Raw genomic sequence first — 23,247 nt, 5'->3', positions numbered from 1 at the left:
ACCCCCGCCGTTCGAGGAAGGTGCAGCACCGTGTCATCCCTGCCTCGCAGCATCCATCACCTGACGAATGCGACGCTGCCCGACGGGTCGCGAGTGGATGTCACGCTCGAGGGCGGCACAGTGAGCGGAGTGTTCCCGGCGGGGCACATCGCTGACGGAGGCGGCCCCGACTCCCTCGATTTGAGGGGCTTCCTGCTCCTCACCGCCCCGGCGGAACCGCACGCCCATCTCGACAAGGCACTCTCCTGGGATCTGATCGATCCGCCGATGGGAGACCTCGAGCTCGCGATCCAGTCCTGGCGCGACTACACCGCGGTGATGACCGTCGAGAGCATCGCCGACCGGGCGCGCGCGGCCGCGCTGCTGCTGCTGCGCCAGGGCACCACCGCCGTCCGCTCCCACGTGGACATGCTGGTCGGCGACGACCCCATGCGGGGCGTGCGCGCCCTGGTGCGAGTGCGCGACGAGCTGCGTGAACTGATGGACATCGAGCTTGTGGCCCTCGCCGGCCCCTTCGTGCCGAGCGAGCACGTGGATGAGGCTCTCGACCTCGGCGTCGATCTCGTGGGTGGCGCGCCGCATCTCGCCGAAGATCCGATCGCCGACCTTCGCCGCCTCATCGGGATCGCCGAGCGGCGGGGGGTCGGCGCCGACATCCACACCGACGAGAGTCTCACGGGAGCACCGACCCTCGGGGAGTACGCCCGGCTGGTACGCGACTGGACTGTGCCGGCATCCGCGGGTCATTGCGTGCGGCTCGGCACTCTCGAACCCTCCGAGCTCGCCGCCGTGATCGCGGAGGTGGTCGCGAGCGACCTCGGCATCATCTCGCTGCCCATCACCAACCTCTACCTGCAGGGCTGGCAGCACCCGGTGGGCACCCCGCGGGGGCTCACGGCACTGCGCGCGCTGCTGGATGCCGGAGTACGGGTCGCCGCGGGCGCCGATAACGTGCGCGATCCGTTCAATCCCGTCGGGCGCAGTGATGCGCTCGAGACCGCGTCGCTGCTCGTCTCGGCCGGGCACCTCACGCTCGACGAGGCCTACGCGGCCGTGAGCTCCGGAGCCCGGTCGGTGATGTCGCTGCCCGACGCCGGGGTGCGGGTCGGTGCGGCAGCAGAACTGCTCGCCGTGCGAGGCACCAACCTCTCGGACGTGATCGCCAACGCCTCCGCCGACCGGTTCGTGATCCACGCCGGACGCCTCGTCGCGCAGAGCACCGTGAGCTATGACGTGGCCGCCCCCGCCCTTCTCCCCACCGAATCCCTAGCCGAAACGAGGTGATGCTGATGTCCGCACCAGCACCCACGAAACCGTCGCGCTCCGCTGCGGCGAACAACACGCTGCTCGACTTCCGCAATGTCGCGATGCAGTTCCCCAACGGGACTGTGGCGCTCAGCGGCATCGATCTCACCGTGAACCGGGGTGAGTTCGTCACCGTCGTCGGGCCGTCCGGCTGCGGCAAGTCCACCCTGCTGCGCATCGCCTCCGGGCTCGAGACCGCGTCGGTCGGCACCGCCGAGGTCGACACCAAACGCATCGGCTACGTGTTCCAGGATGCGACGCTGCTGCCGTGGCGCACTGTTCAGGACAATGTCGAGCTGCTCGCCGAGCTCGGCGGAGTGAAGCCGAAGGAGCGTCGCGCGAAGGCGCAGGAGGCGATCGACCTCGTGGGGCTCGGCGGCTTCGAGAAGAACCTGCCGAAGCAGCTCTCCGGTGGAATGAAGATGCGCACCTCGCTCGCCCGCTCACTCACCCTCGAGCCGGAGTTGTTCCTGTTCGACGAACCGTTCGGTGCGCTCGACGAGATCACCAGGGAGCGACTGAACGACGAGCTGCTCCGACTCTTCGTCGAGAAGCAGTTCGCCGGGCTCTTCATCACCCACTCGGTCTCCGAGGCGGTGTACCTCTCGACAAAGGTGGTCGTGATGTCCGGCCGCCCCGGATCGATCGTCGGCACCTTCGACGTGCCGTTCCCGATGCCGCGGGATCCGGACATCCGCTTCACCGCGGAGTTCGCGGAACTCGTCGGCGAGGTTTCGCACGCGCTGCGAGAGGGGCACCACTGATGTCGATCGCAGGCTCGGAATTCGCCTCCGGCGCCGGCGATGCGGTGTCCCCTCGCGCGCTCCGGCAGGCACGAATCAACCGGGTCTACGCCCGGCGGGCCAATCAGTGGTGGCCTCCGCTCGCAGTACTCGCCGTGCTGGTCGGGCTCTGGTACCTCGTGGCGAACTACTACGCCAGCCAGCAGCTCGCCTTCCTCGTGCCGTACCCGCACCTGGTGGTGAAGGCCGCCTTCGCGGATCCGCTGTTCACCCCCCAACTAGTCGCCGACCTCGGCAACTCCACCCAGGTCGCCCTCACCGGTCTCGTCATCGCCATCGTGATCGGAGTGGTCTGGGCCACCCTCATGGCGCAGGCGAAGTGGGTCGAGCGATCTCTGTTCCCCTACGCAGTGATCCTGCAGTGCATCCCGATCCTCGCCCTCGTGCCGCTGATCGGCGCACTTTTCGGCTACGAATTCCTCTCCCGCGTGATCGTGACGGTGATGATCTCGATCTTCCCGATGGTGTCCAACACGCTCTTCGGACTCCAATCCACCGATCTCGCCCAGCGCGAGCTGTTCAAGCTGCAGGGCGCAAGCAAGTGGACGACGCTCACGAAGCTGCAGTTCCCTGCGGCACTGCCATCGATCTTCGTCGGGCTGCGCAACGCGGCCGGGCTCTCGGTGATCGGCGCCATCGTCGGGGACCAGTTCTTCCAGCGCGGCACCCCCGGTCTCGGCGTGCTGATCCAGGTCTCGACATCCCGACTCAATGGCGCGGGCACCTACGCGGCCATCCTCACCGCCTCGCTGCTCGGCGTCGCCGTCTTCCTTCTCTTCGGATGGCTCAGCCGCCTGGCGATCGGCAAGTGGTACGACTTCGGCTGATTCACCCCCAGATTTCCACCCGCACAACCCTTCGCAATCACCCGCAGAATCACACAGCACACGAGGAGTACCAATGCACAAAACAGCAGTTCGCTCCACCATCGCCGTCGGCATGGTGTTCGCTGCCGGAATCGCCCTGGCCGGCTGTGCCAGCGCGTCACCCAGCAGCAGTTCAGCGCCGACCGCCGCAGCAGGCGCCGTCGACCTCTCGGGCGTGTGCCCGGCCACCGTCACCATCCAGACCGACTGGAACCCCGAGGCCGATCACGGGCATCTCTACCAGCTGCTCGGACCGAACCCGGTGATCAACGCCGACAAGAAGTCCGTGAGCGGCGACCTGTACGCCAGCGGCAAGTCCACCGGCGTCAAGGTCGAGATCCGTTCCGGTGGACCGGCCATCGGATTCTCCACCGTGAGCTCGGAGATGTACAAGGACAAGGACATCACCCTGGGCTACGTCTCCACCGACGAGGCCGTGCAGCTGTCCGCGAGCCTGCCGACAACGGCGGTCTTCGCCGAGAACGACATCTCCCCGCAGATGATCATGTGGGACCCGGCGACCTACCCGAAGGTGAAGACCATCAAGGAACTCGCCACGGCGTTGAAGGATGACGGCGGAGTCGTGCGTTACTTCCAGGGCGCCGCCTACATGGGCTACCTGCAGGGATCGGGCATCCTCCCGGAGGCCCAGACCGATGGCGCCTACGACGGCACCCCGGCCAAGTTCGTCACCGCGAAGGGCAAGGACGGCCAGCAGGGCTTCGCCACCGCCGAGCCGTACATCTACCAGAACGAGGTCTCGGCCTGGGGTAAGCCTGTCGACTTCCAGCTGATCAACGACACCGGATACCCCATCTACCCGGAAGCGATGTCAGTGCGTTCGTCCGAGCTCTCCACCCTCAGCCCGTGCCTCAAGAAGCTCGTGCCGGTGCTGCAGCAGGCCGACGTGGACTACATCTCGAAGCCGGCCGCGACCAACAAGCTGGTCGCCGACCTCGTGACGGCGTTCAACAACGGCTGGGTCTACTCCGAGAAGGTCGCTAACTTCGGCGTCAGCCAGATGAAGAAGCTCAAGATCGCCTCGAACGGATCCAACGCCTACGTCGGCGACATGGAGGAGGCTCGCATTCAGAAGGTCATCGACATCGACACCCCGCTGTTCACCGCCTCGGGTTCCGCACCCAAGTCCGGCCTCAAGGCGACCGACCTGTTCACCAACGAATTCCTCGACACGTCGATCGGATTCTGATCCACCCATGAGTGATCCACTGGTGACGACGACCCTGGCCCGCCCTGCGCGGGCACCCGGTCAGCGACTTCTCACGAAGCGTGTCGTCGTCACCGGTGGCGCCCGGGGGATCGGCGGCGAGATCGCCCGCCGATTCGCCTCCGAGGGCGCGACCGTGGTGATCCTCGATCGACTGGTCGACGAGGGAACGGCGCTCGCGAGCGAGATCGGCGGAGGCTTCCTGCCGGTGGACCTGGGGGATGCGGCAGACACCGAGTCCGCGACATCCGCCGCGATCGCCCGGCTCGGCGGCGTCGACATCCTGGTCAACAGCGCCGGAATCCTGCGCTTGTCCCCCTTGCTCGAGGTGACGGTGACCGACTGGAACGAGGTGTTCTCGGTGAACGCGCGGGCCATGCTCACCACGATGCAGGTGTGTGCGCGCATGATGATCGCGAGCGGCACCGGAGGCAAGATCATCAATCTCTCCAGCATGGCCGCCAAGAAGGGCGGCGCCGGGGAGGGGCACTATGCGGCGTCCAAGGCCGCGGTCGTCGCGCTCACCCGCGTGGCCGCGCTCGAATGGGGCTGCCATGGCATCACCGTGAACTCCCTGTGCCCCGGCTACGTGCTCACCGAGATGGGCGCCACCACCCGCACCGACGACGACGTGAAGACCTGGTCGAGCTACTCCCCGCTCGGCCGGCTCGGCGAGCCCGCTGATGTCGCGGGCGTCGCCCTGTTCCTCGCGTCCCCCGACGCCGACTATCTCACCGGACAGGCGATCAACGTCACCGGTGGGATGGTCATGCACTGAGCTCCCGGCACACCGAACCAAAGGAACACCAATGAACGACTCCCCCCTCGCGGCGCTCGAAGCCGAGTTGCGCGAACTTCTCGGCGATCGTGGAGTGAGTGTCGAACTCGCCGCGCGCCAGAGGGCCTCCACCGACGGGGCCCACCTCTCCCCCGTGATCAAGGAGCAGTTGCCGCTCGGGCTCGCCGAACTGGTGGCCTACCCCGCGAGCGCCGAGCTGATCGCAGCGACGGTCGCGGCGGCCGTTCGGCACGGCATCCCGATCACGCCGCGCGGCAAGGGCACGGGCAACTACGGGCAGGCGATCCCGATGGCGGGAGGCCTAGTGCTCGACATGTCGAGGGCGCGCGCGATCATCGAAGTCGGAGACGGATTCATCACCGCCGAAGCCGGGGCCTCGATGGCCGCCCTCGAGCAAGCCGCCAACAAGGCCGGGCAGCAGATCCTGATGTACCCGTCGACCGCGAACTCCTCGCTCGGCGGTTTCCTCTCCGGCGGCTCCGGCGGTACGGGATCGATCAAGCACGGCTCCAACAGCCAGGGCTTCGTCGCCGCCCTCGACGTGGTGCACGCCGTTCCGGATGCCTCACTCGTGCACGTCGCCGGTGAGGCCGCCCAGCCCTACGTGCACAACTACGGCACCGCCGGCATCATCGCCCGGGCGACCGTGGTGACCGAGCCCCTGCAGGACTGGCGGGGATTCTTCGCGAGTTTCGACACCTTCGAGCAGGCCATCTCGGTGATCCGGGAGATCGGCCGGCTCGAGCCGATCCCCCGCCTGGTTTCAGCCGATCTCCCGACTCTGGCGGGCGCATTGCCGCCCGATCCGGGCATCCCCGCCGACCGGGCGAGCCTTCGCGCCATCCTCGACCTCTCGACCGTGGCCGCGGCGACCGCCCTCGTCGAGGCGGCCGGCGGTCGGGTCGAAGACGTGCGGGAGGGTGCGCAGGCCACCATGAAGATCAGCATGATGTCGTACAACCACCCGATCGAGTTCCTGCAGAAGGCATATCCCGATCGCTACTTCCACGTGGAGGTGAGTGGCGACGCGCTCGTCGACCGCATCGACGAGGTGCACGCGGTGTACCCCGGCGGGATGCTCCACATCGAGGCGCAGCACGAGCGCCCGATCGGCATGCTCGCCGGTATCTACTCCAGCGCCGAGGAGGTCTTCGCCGGCTTCGAGAAGCTCACCGAGCTCGGCGTCGGCTACCACAACCCGCACCAGTGGTTCGTGGACTTCGAGCCGGAACGAACTGCCGCCCTCGCGGCGACGACAGACCCGCAGCGACTGCTCAACCCCGGCAAGCTCATCGCACCGACGGTGTCCACGGGGGCGAAGGTCTCATGAGCCCCTCTCGCGACCTCGTGAACCTGTCGGGACCGGCCGCGACCGCCGCCCTCACCGCCGACTCGATCCTGGTGCTCCCGACCGGCGCGATCGAGCATCACGGTCCACACCTGCCACTCTCGACCGACTTCCTCATGGCCGACCTGGTGGGGCGCGCGGTGGTCGAGTCCGCAGCATCCGCGGGGCAGGACGTCTGGCTGCTTCCGCCCCTTGCCTACACCAAGTCCGACGAGCACCACTGGGCGCCTGGCACGGTCTGGCTCACCTGGGACACGCTCATGCAGACGGTGGTGGACATCGGACGCTCGGTTGCCGCGACCCCGGCCAAGACGCTCGTGTTCTACAACGGGCACGGCGGCAACATCGCCCTCCTGCAGGTCGCACTGCGCGAGCTGCGACGTCGATTCGGGCTGCGCACCTTCCTCATGGGCACCGGCATCGTGGCCGGGGATGGCCTCGACGAACCGGATGAGCGCGGCTTCGGCATCCACGGTGGTCATGGCGAGACGTCCCTCATCCTGCACCTGCGACCCGACCTCGTCGACATGACCAAGGCGGCCCGCTGGGTGCCCGATCACCTGGCCGACCTTCAGTACATCAAGTTCAACGGCGGGCCGGTGAGCTTCGGCTGGCTGTCGAACGACTTCGGACCGGAGGGCGTCATCGGTGATGCGACCGGCGCGACCGCGGAGCACGGTCGCGCCATCTTCGACCGGGCCGTCGCGAACGGGGTCGCGTCTCTCGCCGAGATCGCCGGATTCCGGCACGAACCGTGAACGAGCCGAGCAGTCCCTGGCAGGTGATCGAGCAGTGGCTTCCCGCCAACGACGAAGTCGAACGCCCGCAGATGAATCTCGCCACGGTGAGCATCACCGGCGAACCGGATGCCCGCACGGTGCTGCTGAGCGAATACGACTCCTCGGGGTTCTACTTCCACACCGACGCGCTCTCGCGTAAGGCGGCGGCGATCGTGGCCAACCCGGCCGTTGCGCTGACCTTCCTCTGGCCGGGATTCACGAGGCAGCTCGTGGTGCAGGGCCGGGCAGAGGTGGCCCCCGCCGAGGAGATCAGCGCGGCCTACCGTGCGCGGTCCCCGTTCCTGCAGCAGCTTGCCTGGCAGAACACCTTCGAGTTCGCGCAGTACCCGGACGAGGAACGTCGCGCACGGTGGGCAGCCTTCACCGCGGAGCATTCCGACGGGGCAACCCCCGTCTTCCCCCAGCCCGACACCTGGATCGGGTTCCTCGTGCGTCCCACCCGGATGACCTTCTGGACGAGCGGCTCGGACACCCCGAGCCGCCGCGTCGAGTACCGCGCCACCTCGGGCGGCTGGACGGTGGCCTACCTCCCGGGGTGAGATGATCGAGCCATGTCCGCTCTCCCTCTCACCGAAGATGGCATCCGGTTCGTGACCGAGCGGCATCTGGCCACGCTCTCGACCCTGTCCCGCACCGGATCGATCCATACGGTGCCGGTCGGATTCACGCTTCACGACGACACCGCGTTCATCATCACCTCGCGGTCCTCGCAGAAAGTGCTGAACGCCCGGCGCTCGGGCCATGCCACGATCTGCCAGGTGGAGGGTGCCGGCTGGGTCACCCTCATCGGCCAGGCGGAGGTGCTCGACGATCCCGAGAGCGTCGCGCTCGCGGTGACCCGGTACGCCGCGCGCTACCGCCAGCCCCGCGTGAACCCCGAGCGGGTCGCGATCGCGGTACGGGTGGAGCGGATGCTCGGATCCGCCGGTTTCATCGAGCGGTAGCCGACGCGGGCTTGGTGGCCAGGAGGATGGTGTCGATCGCCACGGCGCCATCCGCCGTGGTGCGGTCGTAGCGACGACACTCGGCGATGTCGAGGCCGGAGGCGGCGGCGCGCACCACTTCGAGGTCGTGGAGCATCGCGGGATCCTTCGGTCCGCCGACACCGTGCTCGAGGTTCTCGCTGTCGTGGCCGATCAGGGCGAGGGTGCCTCCGGGAGTGAGGGAGGCCGTCGCGTTCGAGATCGCCGCGGTGAGCTCTGCCGCCGGTAACTGCAGGTAGGCCATGACGACGAGGTCGACCGGGGTCGGGGAGACCCAGGTGGTGGCATCCGCGGTCACCCAGGCGAGGTCGAGCGCGGCCTCGGCGGCGCGCTGCCGGCCGATGGCCAGTCCCGTGCCGGAGAAGTCGACCGCGGTGACGTTCCACCCGCGTGACGCGAGCCACAGGGCGTTGCGCCCCTCGCCCGCCGCGAGGTCGACGGCCGTGCCCGGGGCCAGCGTGCCGGTGACCTGCGCGATCCAGGCGTTCGGCTCGATCGACCAGACTGCCGCGCCCTCGGCCGCGGCCTTCGCATACCGGTCGTTCCAGAAGGCATTGCTCATGACACATCCAATTCGTCGGAGATTCGGGCGAGCGCTTCGGCGAACCAGGCCTCGCGGCCGGGTCCCGTGCCCCCGGAGAGGTTGACGCCGCGCACACCGTCGATCTGCAGCAACTCGCGCCCGAGCTCGACGGCCGCGGAGACACCCTCGGCGAAGGGGTCACGGGCTGCGAGGATCCGGTCGAGGTATCCCTCGGGGAGCACGAGGGTGGTGAAGGTGCGCAGCAGCGCCGCGCTCTCGTGATCGACCACGATCGGTACGCAGGGGATGAACATCATGGCGGCCCCGAGTTGCTGGGCGGCATCGATGAACCCGGCCACCGGTGCCGCGCCCCCGGCGTGGTTGACGAAGCAGACCTCGGCCCCCGCGTGCATCTTCTCGAGGAGCCGGGCCGGTCGGCGGTCGACCGGGGGTGTGGCCGGGGACTCTCCAACCGAGACGAGGTGGCCGGCGGCGCGGGCGAGAGCCGCCGTCTCGGTGGAGTCGAGATCGAAGACCGGGGCTGCGTCCGGTCGGCTTCCGGTGAGGGTGTGGTCGCCGGTCACGCAGTGCACGCCCGCCACCCCGACGTGGGCGAGACCGGCGAGCTCGCCCTCCAGCGCAACCCGGTTGCGGTCGCGGCAGTTGAATCCGGCCCAGACCGCGAGGCCCGCGGACTGGATGAGGTGGGCGCGGTAGCTCGGCGAGAACTGCACGCGGGCCGCGCCGGCATCCCCGGCGAGCACGGCATCCACGCGGCCGGAGAGGATGCCGGCGCACTCGGCGATCGATGCGGCATCGAGGGCGCGGGCCGGGAAGTCGGCGACGATCACCGGTCGGGTGGCCAGGAGTGCCCGCATCCGCTGCGCTCCGATCGAAGCGGTAGGCAGGGGCACCGGGTCGGCTGCGCCCGGCTCCCGGGCACGCTTGACACCGTGCCAGCGCACGGTCTGCGCATCGAGGAACACGCACCGGGCCGGCGACACCTCGCAGCTGCCGTCGAACTCGACGCCGCCGCACGGCCCGTACTCCATGTGCTTGGGGCACTCCGCCAGCGGCGCGATCGTCATCCCCTCATTATTCAGGAACCTGTGGGGCCGGATCGGGCGGATGCAGCCTCCCGGGTTCCCGGTGGTGCGCAACTGTCCCTCCCGCCCCACAACCTCCTGAATAATGAAAGGTCAGGACGACGGAGGGGCAGCGGATGACCGCACGGTTCGAGTGGGTCGTGCGGGCGGCATCCGCTCTCGTCGACGGGGAATTCCGTCCGGCATGGATCGGCGTCAGCGAGGGCATGATCACCGCCGTGTCCGCACAGCCACTCGACGGCGACCTCGTGGTGACCCTCGCCGATGACGAGGTGCTCATCCCGGGTCTCGTCGACACCCACGTGCACATCAACGAGCCGGGGCGCACCGAGTGGGAGGGCTTCGCCAGCGCCACCCAGGCCGCCGCCGCCGGCGGCGTCACGACGCTCATCGACATGCCGCTCAACAGCATCCCGGCGACGACCACCGTGCCGGCGCTCGCGGTCAAGAGGGAGGCCGCCCGCACGTCGATCGTCGACATCGGATTCTGGGGCGGGGCCGTGCCGCAGAACCTCGGCCACCTGCGTGAACTCCACGACGCCGGCGTCTTCGGCTTCAAGGCTTTTCTCGCCCCCTCCGGTGTCGACGAATTCGACCACCTCGATGCGGCCCAGCTCGAGCGGGCACTCGAGGAGATCGCCGGCTTCGGCGGAGTCCTCATCGTGCACGCGGAAGACCCCGGCGTGCTCGACGCCCATGCCGACGACGGCGGCACGGATTACCGCCGCTTCGTGGAGTCCCGCCCCGATGCGGCCGAGGTGACGGCCATCGAGAGGGTCATCGCGGGCGTGCGCCGCACCGGAGCGCGGGCCCACATCCTGCATCTGTCGTCCGCCGCCGCGCTTCCCGCTCTGCGCGCGGCACGGGCCGAAGGCCTGGCGATCACGGTCGAGACCTGCCCGCACTACCTCACGATCACCGAGGAGCAGGTGCCCGACGGGGCCACCCAGTTCAAGTGCTGCCCGCCGATCCGGGACGGCGCGAACCGGGATGCGCTGTGGCAGGCCCTGCTCGATGGCGACATCGACATCGTGGTCACCGACCACAGCCCGAGCACCGCGGCCCTCAAGTTCGCCCACGACGGAGACTTCGGCCTCGCCTGGGGCGGCATCGCGGGTCTCCAGACGGGACTCGCCGCCGTCTGGACGGAAGCCGCCCGCCGCGGCATCCCCCTCGAACGCGTGATCGGATGGATGTCCACCGGCCCCGCGGACTTCGCGGGCCTCGCGACGAAGGGTCGCATCGCGGTCGGGGCCGCCGCCGACCTCGTCTCCTTCGCCCCGGACGCGACCTTCACCGTGCACGCCGCCGAACTGCTGCACAAGAACCCGGTGAGCGCCTACGACGGCCGAGAACTGCGCGGGATCGTGCGGACGACCTGGCTCGCCGGGCATCCGGTGTCCGTGTCCGCGGACGCGCCGGCCGACGGACAGTTGCTCGTCCGTCCGTGAACGCTGTCACACGCTGTGCTGTCACACGCTGTGCTGTCACACAGAATGTTGACCACGGAAACATCGTCGTCACACGAGTTTGGGAGGATCCGGAGATGGCAATCATCCTTGGCGACAACCAGTACGGCAAAGCCGAGTCGCGACTGGTGCGCATCTACCGCGATTCGGCGCGTCACGAGATCCGAGACCTCAATGTGACCACGGCGCTGCGCGGCCCGTTCGAGCCCGCGTACCTCGTCGGCGACCAGTCCAATGTGCTGCCGACCGACACCCAGAAGAACACCGCGTTCGCGTTCGCCAAATCGAAGGGCATCGACTCGATCGAGAGCTTCGGACTCGAGCTCGCCCGCCACTTCGTGCACGACGTCGACCCGGTCGAGGGCGCCCGGATCGAGATCGAGGAATACGCCTGGGAACGCGCCATCGTCGACGGCGCCGAGCACGACCACACCTGGCTGCGCAAAGGCCAGGAAATCCGTACCGCCGCGGTGACGGTGGATGCATCGGGCGAACACGTGATCGGCGGATTCAAGGAACTCGTCATCCTCAAGTCCACCGGCTCGGAGTTCGCCGGGTTCCTCACCGACGGCTACACGACTCTCGCAGAGACCCACGACCGCGTGATGGCGACCGCCCTCGACGCCAAGTGGCGCTTCACGACCACGGATGTCGCGTGGGACGAGGTCTACCGCGACATCAAGAGGATCCTCGTGCGCGAGTTCGCGACGCTGCAGTCGCTCGCGCTGCAGCAGACCCTGTGGCACATGGGCAAGGCGGTGCTCGAGGCGTATCCGTCGATCGCCGAGGTGCGGCTCAAGGCACCGAACCGGCACCACTTCAGCTACGACATCGGCCAGTTCGGGCTCGACAACAGCAATGAGGTCTTCATCGCGGCAGACCGGCCATACGGACTCATCGAGGCCACCATCCTCCGCGACGACGCCCCGGATGCCGGCCAGGCCTGGCGCGCATCGGCGGGTCTCGCATGACCGGGATCTCACCGGTCGATGCCGGGTGGCTCGAACGCACTGTCGAGCTCGCTACCCTGAACATCGCGAACGGAGGCGGACCCTTTGGGGCACTCATCGTGCGAGACGGCGTGCTCGTGGCCGAAGGGCAGAACCGGGTCACCGCCGACCTCGACCCGACCGCGCACGCCGAGGTCGTGGCCATCCGGGCCGCCTGCCAGTCGGAGCGGTCGTTCTCGCTGGCCGGCGCGACGCTCTACACCTCCTGCGAGCCGTGCCCGCTCTGCCTCTCCGCGGCCCTCTGGGCGCGAGTCGACCGGGTGGTGTTCGCGGCCGACCGGCACGATGCCGCCCGCGGAGGGTTCGACGACCTCGAGTTCTACGAGCTGTTCGCGCGCGACCGCGCCACGTGGCACGTACCGGTGGAATCTGTGCGGATCCCCCAGTCCCCGGCACCCTTCGACGCCTGGCTCGCGAACGAGGCCCGCACGGAGTACTGAGCTGCGGCGCTTGCTGCGCTGTCGAGCGCACGGCGGGGCGCGAGGTCGCGCGACTCTGCGTTGCAGAGTTGACTCAGCGCGCGAAAGTCACGCCTCCGTGAGACCGTGCTGCCTTTCGTGCACCGTGCGTCACGAAGTTCGACCGCAGGGTCAACGAATGGCAGCACAGCTCGTGCGGGCACCGCGGCAGCGCCGCCCGGCGCTCAGGATCCGCGATACGTCGAGTACGCGAACGGGCTCAGCAGCAGGGGCACGTGGTAGTGCGAGGCGATATCCGCGAGGGTGAAGTCGATCGTCACGCGCGGGAAGAAGTTGGGAGCGCCACCGAACCAGCTTCCGGTGTCGAACACCAGGCGGTAGTCACCCGGGGTGAGCGCATCCGGCCCGAGGGAGGCGATGCGACCGTCGCCGTCGGTCGATCCGCTCGCAATCACGGATCCGTCGCCGGCGACGAGGGTGACCGGCACACCGACAGCGGGCCGGCCGTGAGCGGCGTCGAGAACGTGCGTGGTGACGTGGCTCATGACAGGTTCTCCTCCGCAGGAGCGGCCCACAGCTTCTCGATGCGCAACACAGCGATGTCGCGCAGCTGCTCGCCGACGATCTCGAGCTCCGAACTGTTGGGCAGTTCCAGCCGGCGCTCGAGTTCGGCGAGGATCTCCGCCCGTGAGCGCCCGGCCGCACGGATGATGAACACGCGCCCGAACCGCTCCTCGTAGGCGCGATTGCCGGCCGCGATCGCCGCGATGAGGTCGTCTTCGTCAGAGCCGAGGCCGGCCTGCTCGCTGCGGCTGAAGGCCTGCGCCGCGCCCTCCCCCACCGGCTTCTCACCGATGCGCGGATGATGCGCGATCGCCTCATCGATCTCGCTCGCGCTGAGCGGCGTCGCTGCCTCACTTGCGACTTCCAGGAGTTCGGCGACCGACGCGAACGGGGCGACCCGCACCACGTCATCCACCCAGCGGGGCACGGCGAGGCTCGCCATCAGCCCCGCGCGCAATTCGGTGAGAGGGAGCTCGATCATCTGCCTAACATTACCCATGACCACGCTCACCGGAATCGTGCTCGCGGCGGGTGCCGGCTCGCGGATCGGGCGTCCGAAGGCGCTGATGCGCGCAGCGGATGGCGAGCCCTGGGTCGCCCGCGCCGCCGGCCTCCTGCGGGCTGCGGGCTGCGATCGCGTGCTCGTGGTGCTCGGCGCTGCAGCCGCCGAGGCTACCGCTCTCGTGCCCGTCGACGCTGACATCCTCGTCGTCGAGAACTGGGTCGATGGTATGGGCGAATCCCTGCGGCAGGCGCTGGCCACCGCCACGGGGGATGCCGCGCTCGTCACGCTCGTCGACCTTCCCGACCTGCCCCTGGCGGTGGTGCAGCGAGTGCTGCGGGAGCCGGTGGATGTCAGCTCGCTGACTCAGGCGGTCTTCGAAGGCAGGCCGGGGCATCCGGTGCTCATCGGGCGCTCGCACTGGGCCGCGGTGTCCGCCACCCTCGCGGGCGACCACGGCGCGCGCGGTTACCTCATGGCCAATGGCGTCACCGAGGTGGAGTGCGACGACCTATGGGACGGGCACGACGTGGACCGCCTGACCTGACCCCGCGGGCGTGGACGATCACCCTCCTCGCCCGTCAGTAGACCTCCAGCTCGTCGAGGGCGGCGTAAGAGCGGCCGATATCGTCGAGACGGGTGCGGCCGGAGTCCCCGACCGCAACCAGCACCTCTGAGGCCAGCAGGCTTACGACGCTCGACACCGCCGCGTAGCTGTCGAACCCCCCGACGCTGTCGAGCGGGCACTCGATGAGGGCATCGACGAGATCCCGGTAGCGCCGGCCCCCGGCATCGGTCAGCAGCAGCACGCGCGCGGGAGCGGCCGCGAGGGTGTCGACGAGCCGAGCGAAGTCCGCCGGACGGCGGCGGAACCCCACGAGCACCACAACGTCGTCGGGGGTGAAGGCAGACAGCTCCTCGCCGAGTGTCTGGCCGGGAAGGGGAGCGAGCTCCACGCGATCGCGCGACTGGGCGAATTGCTGGCGCAGGTGCAGGGCCACCGGGTAGCTGTTACGGAAGCCGATGACGATAACCCGACGGGCATTCGCGATGAGTGCGGCAGGCGCGGCGAGATCGAGCCCGGACAACACCGAGCGCAGGTTCGCGATCTCTCGCTCGAGATGTTGCGAGACCGTCGGCGAGGCGGCCACCGGGGTTCCCGATCCGCGCGCGGCCCGCACGTGATCCCGCAGGTCGTCGGCTCCGTCGAACCCGAGTCGTCGATACAGCCGACTGACCGTCGCCTTCGACACCCCGCTGAGGTTGGCCACCTCGGTGGCGTTGTAGACCGCGAGATCGGAGAGGTGCCCCCGCATGAATTCGGCGGCGCGCTGCTCCTGGGGAGACAGCTCGAACCAGGTGTCGTCGATGCGCTGCGTGAGAGTGGGCATGTCAGTACCCTGCCACGAGAGACAGCACCGTCGCTTCATACGCGTCGAGGGCGGCATCGACATCGGCTGGCGTGACGTGCTCATCCGGATGGTGACTCACCCCGCCACGGCAACGCACGAACAACATGGCGAACCGGGTGAGTGCCGAGACAGCGACGCCGTCGTGGCCGGCTCTGCTCCAGAAGGCCATCGGGTCGGCATCGCCGGTGGAACGGATGCCTGCGGTGACCGCCGCCTGCAGCGCGGGATCGCAGGTCACGGCATCCGCCCGGTAGGTCTCGGTCTCGGCGAAGCCGAGTCCGCGGCGGGTGCAGATCTCTCCGGCAGCGGCACGGATGCGTGCGAGGCAGTCATCCCGGTCGGCATCGAATTCCGCGCGCAGGTCGAGACTCAACTCGACCCGCCCGGGAATCACGTTCACTCCGCCGGGGAAGGCCTGAAGGCGGCCGACGGTGCCGATCGTGCCGGTCTCCCGGGAGATCCGCTCGATTGCGACGACGAGTTCGCTCGCTCCCACGAGCGCGTCCCGCCGACGGTCGTAGGGGGTGCCGCCGGCATGGCCGGCCTTCCCGGTCACCGTCAGGGCGAAGCGGCGTGCACCGGCGATCGACGTGACGACGGCGAGACGACGGTCCGCATCCTCGAGCTGCGGTCCCTGCTCGATATGGGCCTCGAGGTACGCGACGACCGACTCCGGCCGGCGGAACGCGCCCGGCAGGCGGGCCGGGTCCAGGCCGAAGTCCTGAAACGCCTCGGCCAGGGTGATGCCGTCTTTGTCAGTGAGCTGCCACCAGTGCTCGTCCCAGGTGCCGGCGACAGCCCGGCTGCCGAGCAGTGCCGTGCCGAAGCGGGTGCCCTCCTCGTCGCTGAAGGCGACGACCTCCAGCGCGAACGGCAGGGCGATGCCCGAGCGACGAACTCGGTCTGCGACGGCTATCGCGAGTAACACGCCGAGCATCCCGTCGTAGCGCCCGGCATCCGGGACAGTGTCGATGTGCGACCCGAGAAGCAGCGCCGGCAGCCCGGGGGTCGCCCCCTCGAGACGGCCGCACTGGTTGCCTGCCGCATCCTGCCAGGTCGACAGGCCCGCCTCGCGCATCCAACCGGCGACGAGGTCGTTGGCGGCGCGATGCTGCGGCGAGAGGTGAACTCGTTCGAGGCGGTCCGGCTGGCTCGAGATCGTGGCCAGCTCATCGCACCGATCCAGGATGAGTGCCGAATTCATGAGGCGTAATAGTCGAGCGCGGCGCCGACACCGCCGCCAGCGGGCACCGGCACGCCACCGCGGCGGAGCACCTGCTCGAGCGCCGCCAGGGTGGTGAGCACCGTGTCACGACGCGCGTTGTAGCCCATGGTGCCGATGCGCCAGACACGACCGTGCAGTGGGCCGAAAGAGGTACCGATCTCGATTCCGTAGTCGGTGAGCATCGCGGCTCTCGCGCCATCGCCATCGATCCCGGCCGGGATCTCGACACCGACGACATTGTTCATACGCACCGACTGGTCGCCGAAGAGGTCCAGGCCGAGGCCCACGAGCCCAGCGACCATCGCCGACCCGTGAAGCCGATGACGCTCGACCGCCTGCGGGATGCCCTCCTCGAGCAGGATCCGCGCGCATTCGCGGGCGCCGTAGAGCATCGTTGTGGCCTCGGTGTGGTGATTGAGACGCTTGGGACCCCAGTAGTCCATGATCATCGCGAGGTCGAAGTAGTTGGACCGGATCGGGCTGGCAAGCACCGCGTCCCCCTCGGACCGGATGCCCGCCTCGATGCTCTTGCGGCGGTCGATCACGTCCACGGCCGCGGCCGAGAGGGTGATCGGGGCGCTGCCGGACGGGCCGGCCAGGCACTTCTGCAAACCGGCGGTCGCGACATCCACCCCCCACGCGTCGGCCTCGAACTCATTGCCGCCGAGGGACGCCGTGGTATCGGTGTAGAGCAGCACGCCATGCTTCGCGCAGAGGGCCCCGAGTTCGTCGAGAGGCTGGGCGAGCGTCGTAGAAGTGTCACCGTGCACGATGGCGAGGATCTTCGGCCGGGCCCGCACGATCTCAGCTTCGATCTCCGACGGGGTGAAGACGGTGCCCCATTGCCGCTCGAAGGCGTGCACCTCGGCGCCACATCGCTCCGCGATCTCCCGCAGAAGGTGGCCGAAACGCCCAAAAACCGGCACGAGCACACGATCTCCCGGCTCGATGAGCGACACGAGAGCCGCCTCGATACCCGCGCGGGAGGTGCCGTCGACGAGCAGTGTCGCCTCATTCTCGGTGCGGAAAACGCCGCGATAGAGCTCCATCGTCTCGGTCATGTAGGCCGTCATCGCCGGGTCGTACTGGCCGACGAGCTGGGCCGACATCGCGCGCAGAACTCTCGGGTCGGCGTTGATGGGGCCGGGTCCCATGAGCAGCCGCTGGGGAGGATCGATAGGGTTGCTCGGCATGGTGTCCTCAGCTCGTGAATCAGTTGTTGCAGATTTCCAGTCTACGGAACACATGTTTCAGACGGGTTTCGGGAAGTGTGATGGACTCGATGTCGTGCACCTTGACCTGTCGAGTTACGTCGCCATCGGCGACAGCTTCACCGAGGGCGTCGGCGACGACCTTCCCGACGGCCGTGTCCGCGGCTGGGCGGACCTCGTCGCCCTCGGCCTCGCCGCCGCTTCGGCGCAGCCCGTGACTTACGCGAACCTCGCCATCCGGGGCCGGCTGCTCGCCCCGATCGTGTCGGGCCAACTCGATGCCGCGATCGCCTTGGGTCCGGCACTGCTGAGCATCAACGGCGGCGGCAACGACATCCTGCGACCCCGGGTCTCGATCGCGTCGATCGCCGACCAACTGGAGGCTGCCGTCGACCGGGCCGTGGCGAGCGGGGTGCACGTGATCCTGGCGAGCGGCGCCGATCCGACCAGGCACATCCCGCTCGGCTCCTTCGTGCGGGCGCGCGGAGACCAGCTCGCCGCATCCGTTCGCGATCGCCTGCCCAAAGAGAACGTGACCTTCGTGGACAACTGGGCCGATGCGGAGCTCGGGCGCCTGCCCTACTGGTCCCGCGACAAGCTCCACCTGAATCCGACCGGTCACGCCCGGGTGGCCGGCACCGTGCTCGCGGCGCTCGGCGTGCCGATCGCGGATTCCTCGGACCCCGGCGCCCCGGCGGAGGCCCACGAACGCACCGCCGCCTACTGGCGCCGGTACGTCTTGCCGTGGATCGGTCGACGCCTCACCGGTCGCTCGTCCGGGGACGATCGCGAGCCGAAGATCGCCACCCTGCAACCGGTAGAGACTCCGCCGCGCGACTGAGGGGTGGGGCTTCCGTGTCGCTAGGCGTCCCGGGCACTCCTCGGCCGGCCGGTCGCCGGTCGCTCCCCCGTCACCCGTCACCCGTCACAAACGGTCCCCCCGGCCTGCCGCGGCAGCAGTTTCTGACGGCTGAACCCGCCACTGACCGCCAGCCACCGCTAGTCCCCCGGCGATCCGTCACAAACAGTCGCCCCGGCTTGCCGCGGCAGCAGTTTCTGACCGGTGAACGCGCGCGAGCAGACCGGCAGACACCCCCGGCGCCGCCGACCTACGCCAGCGACTCCCCGAGCGCGATGAGCGCGACGTCGGTGTTCGGCGGCCCGACGAGGCAGAGTCCCACGGGAGCGCCGTCCACCGTCAGGGCCGGCACGCTCAGCGCCGGGCGCCCGGCGATGCCGGCGACGCAGGTGAGGCGCAGCGTGGCCTGGCGGACCTGCTCGATCGCCTCGGCATCCGCGGTCGTCGACGGGGCGACGGATGACGCGGACGGCAGCAGCAACACCCGCTCACCGACGATCGAGACGATGCGCTCCCTGGCGAGCTCGAGAGCCTGCCGCGCGAAGGACTCGGTCTCCGAGTCCACGGTCGAGCCGAACGCGAACCGGGCGGCGATCTCGTCGCCGAGGGCGTCCGGATGGGCCCTGATCCATTCGCCGTGGGTCGCCCATGCCTCCGCGGACTGCACGGTGCGGAAGATCTCGTGCAGGTCGTCGATGTCGGGAAGGGTCACCTCGACGAGGTCGTCGGTGAGTCCGGCTTGCGCAAGCCTGGCGAGGGCCTCGGCGAAGGCGTCCTGCACGGCCGGCGAAGCGAGGGCCATCAGTGCCGGGGCGATGGCGAATCCGGCGGTGAGGCCCTCACGGCCGGAACTCCCCAGTGACGCGGATGCCGCGGCCCGCAGGGTCGCTGCATCACGCGTCATCCACCCGACAGTGTCGAACGACGGCGCGAGACCCAGCAGGCCATCGCGGGCTACGGCCCCGTGCGTCGTGCGGAGGCCCCACAGCCCCTGGTACGACGCGGGAACCCGGATCGACCCGCCGGTGTCGGTGCCGAGACCGATCGAGACCTGCCCGGAGGCGACGGCTGTTGCCGGGCCGCTCGACGATCCGCCCGGGATGGCGCCGGCGACCGCGGCGTTCGGCGGGGTGCCGTAGTGCGAGTTCTTGCCAGCCACGCTGTAGGCGAATTCGTCGGTCTGGGCGATGCCCTGCACTGCGGCTCCGGCGGCGAGAAGCGAGGTGACGGCCGAGGCATTGGCGACGGTTCGCGGTGATTCGGCGAGGTACGCGGGCACCCCGGCACCCACGGCGAATCCCGCCACATCGAAGAGGTCTTTCACGGCCACGGTCTCGCCGACGAGCGGTCCGTCGGCGGCGCCGGTGACGAGCGGGCTGCCGACGACGCGCCAGACGGATGCCGCGATCGCGGGCGCCGGAACGCTCACGTGGGCGGCCTCGACCAGCCAGTCGGCATCCCCGTCGTTGGTGGAGCCGCGGTGCCAGACCTGGGTCTGCTGGCCCCGGCCTCCGGTCGCGGGCAGCGTCTCGGCGACGATGAGCGCCCGGTCATTGCCGAGGTCACGCACGTGGATGTCGCCGATGGTGCGTGCCGGGGCTCCGCCGCGCCCCTGGCGGAACGCGCTGATGGCGTCGTGCCCGACCAGGATGCCGCCGGCGTCGCCGCGAAGCGTCTCGTCTCCCGGTGCGAAGATCCGGTCGAGCGCCTCGAGGTCGTTGGCCATGAGGGCCCGCTCGTACTCCCAGAATGCGTCGAGGAGCCCGTCTGGAGCGGCTCCTTCTACGGTGCTGTCAGTCAAAATCTGCCACCCTAATCTTTGCGTGAACGCCTTTCACGATATCCACGACCTGCGAGATGTTGAAGTCCGTCGCCGCGCTGAGGTACGCGTAAGCGTGCGCGGCGTCGAGTGAGAATCGGGCCTGCAACAGGGCGATCGCAGCGCGCACGCAGGCCTTGACCGCCTCATCCAGGTCTTCGTCCATGCCGGTCGGCACGAGGTATTCGGTCGTCTCGACGAGAGGCCCGACGAGCGCGCCGAAGGCCTCGAGTGCGTCCCGCTGGGTGAGCACGTCGAAGCGGAGGGTAGCCCGAAGTGAGGCCTCCATCGCGGTAAGGGCGACTTCGCCGTCCCCCTGCGCGAAGTGCGGGTCGCCGACATAGGCGAGGGCGCCCTCCGCCTGCACCGGCAGGTAGAGGGAACTACCGACTGTCAACAGGTTGATATCGATGTTGCCGCCGTGGGGACCGGGTGGCACCGAGTGCGGACGCACGTCGCCCGCCACGGCCACCCCCATGATTCCGAGGAACGGCGCGAGCGGGAAGCGGATGCTGTGCTCGCCGCCCCGCACGCGCGGCATGGTGCCGAAACCCTCCGAGACGCCCGCGAAAACGCTGACGCGCTCGCCGTCGACCGGGTACTCGCCGGGCAGTGCGCCACGACCGTGCCGGTTCGACACGATGCCGTACGGCACGCGTTGCAGGGTCTCGACAACGGTGATCTTGAGCAGGTCGCCCGGGCGGGCACCCCGCACGCGCACGGGTCCGGTGACGACGTGCGGCCCGTCGACCGCCGGATCACGCCGGTAGTCCGAGGAAGCGAGGGCCACGGCATCCGTCAGCACACTGGCGGGATCGACCCCGAAGCCCGCGAAGAAGGCGAGCGGATCGCGCCCCTGGTCTTCGTGGATACCCTCGTGGCTGATCGTGTCGATCGTGACCTCGTCGCCCGGGTCGATCGTGAGCACGGGGCTGTCGGAGGCGCAGGGAAGGCGTCCCCAGAGCACCGCGGCCGGATCGGCGGGCAGGTAGTGGGCAGCGCGAACCGGGCCGACGCCGGGCTGGAGCACCGCGTTCTGCATGCCGCCCTCGCTTTCCGACTCTGTCGACCGCACTGACAACCTGTGTCCCCTGAACCCTACAGAGGCAGCCAACGGGGGCGGCGGCGCCATGCGGCGGGGGCGCAGATCGGCACCCGTCAGACGGCGTAGATGGACACTTCTTCAGGGGCGAAGCCGAACCATGCCGTCAGTCCGGGCGTGAGGCCGAGGGCTGCCGCACGACCGGGCGAGATGTCCGCGACGATCGATCCGGCGCGCACCCGGATGCTGTCCTCCCGCGGTTCGAGATCCTCGACGATCACCCGGAGGCAGTTAGGGGTGTCACTGCGCTCCAGCGAGATCGTCACGGCCGAGGGGCGCACCGCAGCGGCCGCGGGCGCACCGGTCGGGCCAGAGCCCGGCCCGGTGATCGTCGTGCCGTCGGGCATCCGCAATCCGTCGGGGGTGCGGACACCGGTGAGCAGATTGAGACCCGCGAGCCGGGCGGTGAACGGATGCCGCGGCCGCTGCAGCACCTCCGCCGTCGCCCCCTGCTCCACGATCACGCCATCCCCCATTACAACCACGCGGTCGGCGAGAGTGAGTGCATCGAGCACCTCGTGGGTCACGAGGATCGCGGTGCGGCCCGCGAGCACTGATCGCAGCATGCGTCGAAGGGTCGGCGCGACGGCCACATCGAGCGCCGCGAGCGGCTCGTCCAGCAGCAGCAGTCGAGGCTCGGGAGCCAGTGCGCGCGCGATCGCCACGCGTTGGGCCTGACCACCGGAGAGCCTGGCGGGCCGATCGTCCGCGAGTTCCGCGGCCTCGACGGCGGCGAGCCACCGGCGTGCGGATGCCCGGGACTCGGCCCGCGATCGGCCGGCGCTGCGCGGACCGAAGGCCACATTCTCGAGCGCGCTCAGGTGTGGGAACAGCAGCGGCTCCTGGGCGAGCAGGGAAATCCCGCGCAGATGTGGCTGAAGCCAGTGCCCCTGTGCGAGGTCGAAGAGAGACTCGTCGTCGAGCCGGGCACTGCCCGAATCCGGCCGCAACAGGCCGGCGAGGATCGACAGGAGGGTCGACTTGCCCGCGCCATTGGGCCCGAGCACCGCCAGGGTCTCACCCTCGGCGACGTCGAGAGATACATCGAAGCCGCGCCCGGTGAGGCTGGCCTGCAGGTGGAGGCTCACCCGTCGACTCGTTCCCGCCGCGGCCCGGGCGCTGTGCGCAGGGTGAGTCCCACCACCACGAGGGAGACGAGTACCAGTACGAGGGACAGGGCCACCGCAGCATCCGGATCGATCTCCCGCTGAAGGTAGATCTCCAGCGGAAGCGTGCGGGTGACCCCCTGCAGGCTGCCGGCGAAGGTGAGCGTCGCGCCGAATTCGCCGAGCGCCCGCGCGAACGACAGCACCGCTCCGGAGAGCAGGGCGGGCAGCACCAGCGGCAGCGTGATCCGCCGTAGCACGGTGGTCGGGCGTGCCCCCAGTGTCGCAGCGACGGCCTCGTACCGGGTGCCGGCCAGCCGGACTGCGCCCTCGAGGCTCAGTACCAGAAAGGGCAGCGCAACGAAGGTCTGGGCGATCACGACCGCGACCGTTGAGAAGGCGACGCTGATGCCGAGCACCTCGAGCGGGCGACCGAGCAGCCCTTGGCGACCGAAGGCGGAGAGCAGCGCGATGCCGCCGATCACCGGCGGCAGCACGAGCGGCAGCAGCACGATGGTGCGCACGATCCGCTGTCCGGGAAATGTGGTGCGGGCGAGCACGAGCGCCATCGGCACACCGAAGACGACACAGAGGATCGTGGCGGCGACCGAGGTGCGCAGGCTCAGTAACAGGGCGGCGACTGATGATTCGCTCGAGACCAGCGCGACGAATCCGCCCCAGTTGACCCTGGTTGCCATCGCCACCAACGGAAGCAGCACGAAGGCGGTACCGATGATCGCGATCACGATCACCCAGCGGGGAACCCCGGAAAACGATGCGCGGTCCAT

Annotated in this window: 25 protein-coding genes; 14 read left to right on the top strand and 11 right to left on the bottom strand. The window is 69.2% G+C overall.

The features are described from left to right. Positions 1–30 precede the first annotated feature (30 nt). The 9 genes from ACVXZ4_RS04625 (at position 31) to ACVXZ4_RS04585 (ending at position 8,093) form a co-directional block, all read left to right on the top strand. Positions 31–1,284 carry an amidohydrolase family protein gene (locus ACVXZ4_RS04625; protein WP_461797064.1) on the top strand — a complete coding sequence of 418 codons (1,254 nt, stop codon included), beginning with the start codon at positions 31–33 and terminating at the stop codon, positions 1,282–1,284. A gap of 5 nt (positions 1,285–1,289) precedes the next feature. Continuing rightward, positions 1,290–2,069 carry an ABC transporter ATP-binding protein gene (locus ACVXZ4_RS04620; RefSeq protein WP_461797063.1) on the top strand — a complete coding sequence of 260 codons (780 nt, stop codon included), beginning with the start codon at positions 1,290–1,292 and terminating at the stop codon, positions 2,067–2,069. Beyond that, positions 2,069–2,935: an ABC transporter permease gene (locus ACVXZ4_RS04615; RefSeq protein ID WP_461797062.1), complete on the top strand. Its 867-nt coding sequence runs from the start codon at positions 2,069–2,071 to the stop codon at positions 2,933–2,935. The genes ACVXZ4_RS04620 and ACVXZ4_RS04615 overlap by 1 nt, the downstream gene beginning before the upstream one ends. 73 nt (positions 2,936–3,008) lie before the next feature. Further along, on the top strand, positions 3,009–4,184 hold the full coding sequence (locus ACVXZ4_RS04610) for an ABC transporter substrate-binding protein (RefSeq protein ID WP_461797061.1): 1,176 nt from the start codon (positions 3,009–3,011) through the stop codon (positions 4,182–4,184). 7 nt (positions 4,185–4,191) lie between these two features. Continuing rightward, the gene (locus ACVXZ4_RS04605; protein WP_461797060.1) at positions 4,192–4,980 is read left to right on the top strand and encodes an SDR family NAD(P)-dependent oxidoreductase; all 789 of its coding nucleotides are present in this window, start codon (positions 4,192–4,194) and stop codon (positions 4,978–4,980) included. Between the two features lie 31 nt (positions 4,981–5,011). Next, a complete protein-coding gene (locus ACVXZ4_RS04600; RefSeq protein WP_461797059.1) occupies positions 5,012–6,331 on the top strand; it encodes an FAD-binding oxidoreductase in 1,320 nt (439 codons plus the stop codon). Further along, the gene (locus tag ACVXZ4_RS04595) at positions 6,328–7,107 is read left to right on the top strand and encodes a creatininase family protein (RefSeq protein ID WP_461797058.1); all 780 of its coding nucleotides are present in this window, start codon (positions 6,328–6,330) and stop codon (positions 7,105–7,107) included. Before ACVXZ4_RS04600 ends, ACVXZ4_RS04595 begins: the two co-directional genes overlap by 4 nt. Continuing rightward, positions 7,104–7,688, top strand: a complete 585-nt coding sequence (locus ACVXZ4_RS04590; RefSeq protein ID WP_461797057.1) for a pyridoxine/pyridoxamine 5'-phosphate oxidase — start codon at positions 7,104–7,106, stop codon at positions 7,686–7,688. The genes ACVXZ4_RS04595 and ACVXZ4_RS04590 overlap by 4 nt, the downstream gene beginning before the upstream one ends. Positions 7,689–7,700: 12 nt before the next feature. Beyond that, positions 7,701–8,093, top strand: coding sequence for a PPOX class F420-dependent oxidoreductase (locus ACVXZ4_RS04585; protein ID WP_461797056.1), 393 nt, complete (start codon positions 7,701–7,703; stop codon positions 8,091–8,093). Here ACVXZ4_RS04585 and ACVXZ4_RS04580 read toward each other — a convergent pair. Beyond that, positions 8,080–8,694, bottom strand: a complete 615-nt coding sequence (locus tag ACVXZ4_RS04580; RefSeq protein ID WP_461797055.1) for a class I SAM-dependent methyltransferase — start codon at positions 8,692–8,694, stop codon at positions 8,080–8,082. The genes ACVXZ4_RS04585 and ACVXZ4_RS04580 overlap by 14 nt on opposite strands. Further along, positions 8,691–9,743: a methylenetetrahydrofolate reductase C-terminal domain-containing protein gene (locus tag ACVXZ4_RS04575; protein ID WP_461797054.1), complete on the bottom strand. Its 1,053-nt coding sequence runs from the start codon at positions 9,741–9,743 to the stop codon at positions 8,691–8,693. Before ACVXZ4_RS04575 ends, ACVXZ4_RS04580 begins: the two co-directional genes overlap by 4 nt. Before the next feature lie 134 nt (positions 9,744–9,877). On the opposite strand from ACVXZ4_RS04575, the gene allB reads away from it, so the two are divergent. From allB to ACVXZ4_RS04560, 3 genes are all read left to right on the top strand, one after another. Further along, on the top strand, positions 9,878–11,212 hold the full coding sequence (gene allB, locus ACVXZ4_RS04570; protein ID WP_461797053.1) for an allantoinase AllB: 1,335 nt from the start codon (positions 9,878–9,880) through the stop codon (positions 11,210–11,212). 95 nt (positions 11,213–11,307) lie between these two features. After that, positions 11,308–12,201, top strand: a complete 894-nt coding sequence (gene pucL, locus ACVXZ4_RS04565; protein ID WP_461797052.1) for a factor-independent urate hydroxylase — start codon at positions 11,308–11,310, stop codon at positions 12,199–12,201. Continuing rightward, positions 12,198–12,680 carry a nucleoside deaminase gene (locus ACVXZ4_RS04560; RefSeq protein ID WP_461797051.1) on the top strand — a complete coding sequence of 161 codons (483 nt, stop codon included), beginning with the start codon at positions 12,198–12,200 and terminating at the stop codon, positions 12,678–12,680. Before pucL ends, ACVXZ4_RS04560 begins: the two co-directional genes overlap by 4 nt. 203 nt (positions 12,681–12,883) lie before the next feature. Here the strand turns inward: ACVXZ4_RS04560 and uraH are convergent, their stop codons facing one another. After that, complete coding sequence (uraH, locus tag ACVXZ4_RS04555) at positions 12,884–13,204, bottom strand: hydroxyisourate hydrolase (protein WP_461797050.1); 321 nt, start codon at positions 13,202–13,204, stop codon at positions 12,884–12,886. Continuing rightward, positions 13,201–13,704, bottom strand: a complete 504-nt coding sequence (gene uraD, locus ACVXZ4_RS04550) for a 2-oxo-4-hydroxy-4-carboxy-5-ureidoimidazoline decarboxylase (RefSeq protein WP_461797049.1) — start codon at positions 13,702–13,704, stop codon at positions 13,201–13,203. Before uraD ends, uraH begins: the two co-directional genes overlap by 4 nt. Before the next feature lie 16 nt (positions 13,705–13,720). On the opposite strand from uraD, the gene ACVXZ4_RS04545 reads away from it, so the two are divergent. After that, on the top strand, positions 13,721–14,272 hold the full coding sequence (locus ACVXZ4_RS04545; protein WP_461797048.1) for a nucleotidyltransferase family protein: 552 nt from the start codon (positions 13,721–13,723) through the stop codon (positions 14,270–14,272). Positions 14,273–14,306: 34 nt separating this feature from the next. Here ACVXZ4_RS04545 and ACVXZ4_RS04540 read toward each other — a convergent pair whose 3' ends face one another. Genes ACVXZ4_RS04540 through ACVXZ4_RS04530 form a run of 3 tightly spaced genes read right to left on the bottom strand, consistent with a single transcriptional unit; the run spans position 14,307 to position 17,555 of the window. Next, a complete protein-coding gene (locus ACVXZ4_RS04540; protein ID WP_461797047.1) occupies positions 14,307–15,116 on the bottom strand; it encodes a MurR/RpiR family transcriptional regulator in 810 nt (269 codons plus the stop codon). A 1-nt stretch (position 15,117) separates the two neighbouring features. Continuing rightward, positions 15,118–16,341 carry an allantoate amidohydrolase gene (locus ACVXZ4_RS04535; RefSeq protein WP_461797046.1) on the bottom strand — a complete coding sequence of 408 codons (1,224 nt, stop codon included), beginning with the start codon at positions 16,339–16,341 and terminating at the stop codon, positions 15,118–15,120. Then, positions 16,338–17,555, bottom strand: a complete 1,218-nt coding sequence (locus ACVXZ4_RS04530; protein ID WP_461797045.1) for a pyridoxal-phosphate-dependent aminotransferase family protein — start codon at positions 17,553–17,555, stop codon at positions 16,338–16,340. Before ACVXZ4_RS04530 ends, ACVXZ4_RS04535 begins: the two co-directional genes overlap by 4 nt. Positions 17,556–17,649: 94 nt before the next feature. Here ACVXZ4_RS04530 and ACVXZ4_RS04525 point away from each other — a divergent pair, with 94 nt between their 5' ends. Then, complete coding sequence (locus tag ACVXZ4_RS04525; protein ID WP_461797044.1) at positions 17,650–18,414, top strand: SGNH/GDSL hydrolase family protein; 765 nt, start codon at positions 17,650–17,652, stop codon at positions 18,412–18,414. Positions 18,415–18,682: 268 nt separating this feature from the next. On the opposite strand, the gene ACVXZ4_RS04520 is transcribed toward ACVXZ4_RS04525, so the two are convergent. The 4 genes from ACVXZ4_RS04520 to ACVXZ4_RS04505 form a co-directional block, all read right to left on the bottom strand. Beyond that, positions 18,683–20,233, bottom strand: a complete 1,551-nt coding sequence (locus ACVXZ4_RS04520) for an AtzH-like domain-containing protein (protein WP_461797043.1) — start codon at positions 20,231–20,233, stop codon at positions 18,683–18,685. Continuing rightward, positions 20,226–21,293, bottom strand: coding sequence for an acetamidase/formamidase family protein (locus ACVXZ4_RS04515; protein ID WP_461797042.1), 1,068 nt, complete (start codon positions 21,291–21,293; stop codon positions 20,226–20,228). Before ACVXZ4_RS04515 ends, ACVXZ4_RS04520 begins: the two co-directional genes overlap by 8 nt. 116 nt (positions 21,294–21,409) lie before the next feature. Next, positions 21,410–22,441 carry a sulfate/molybdate ABC transporter ATP-binding protein gene (locus ACVXZ4_RS04510; RefSeq protein ID WP_461797041.1) on the bottom strand — a complete coding sequence of 344 codons (1,032 nt, stop codon included), beginning with the start codon at positions 22,439–22,441 and terminating at the stop codon, positions 21,410–21,412. Then, positions 22,438–23,247 carry an ABC transporter permease gene (locus tag ACVXZ4_RS04505; RefSeq protein WP_461797040.1) on the bottom strand — a complete coding sequence of 270 codons (810 nt, stop codon included), beginning with the start codon at positions 23,245–23,247 and terminating at the stop codon, positions 22,438–22,440. The genes ACVXZ4_RS04510 and ACVXZ4_RS04505 overlap by 4 nt, the downstream gene beginning before the upstream one ends.

This window comes from Lacisediminihabitans sp. FW035 (assembly GCF_054880895.1).
The sequence above is the reverse complement of the archived record's forward strand: the minus strand, read 5'-3'. Positions and strand labels throughout refer to the sequence as shown.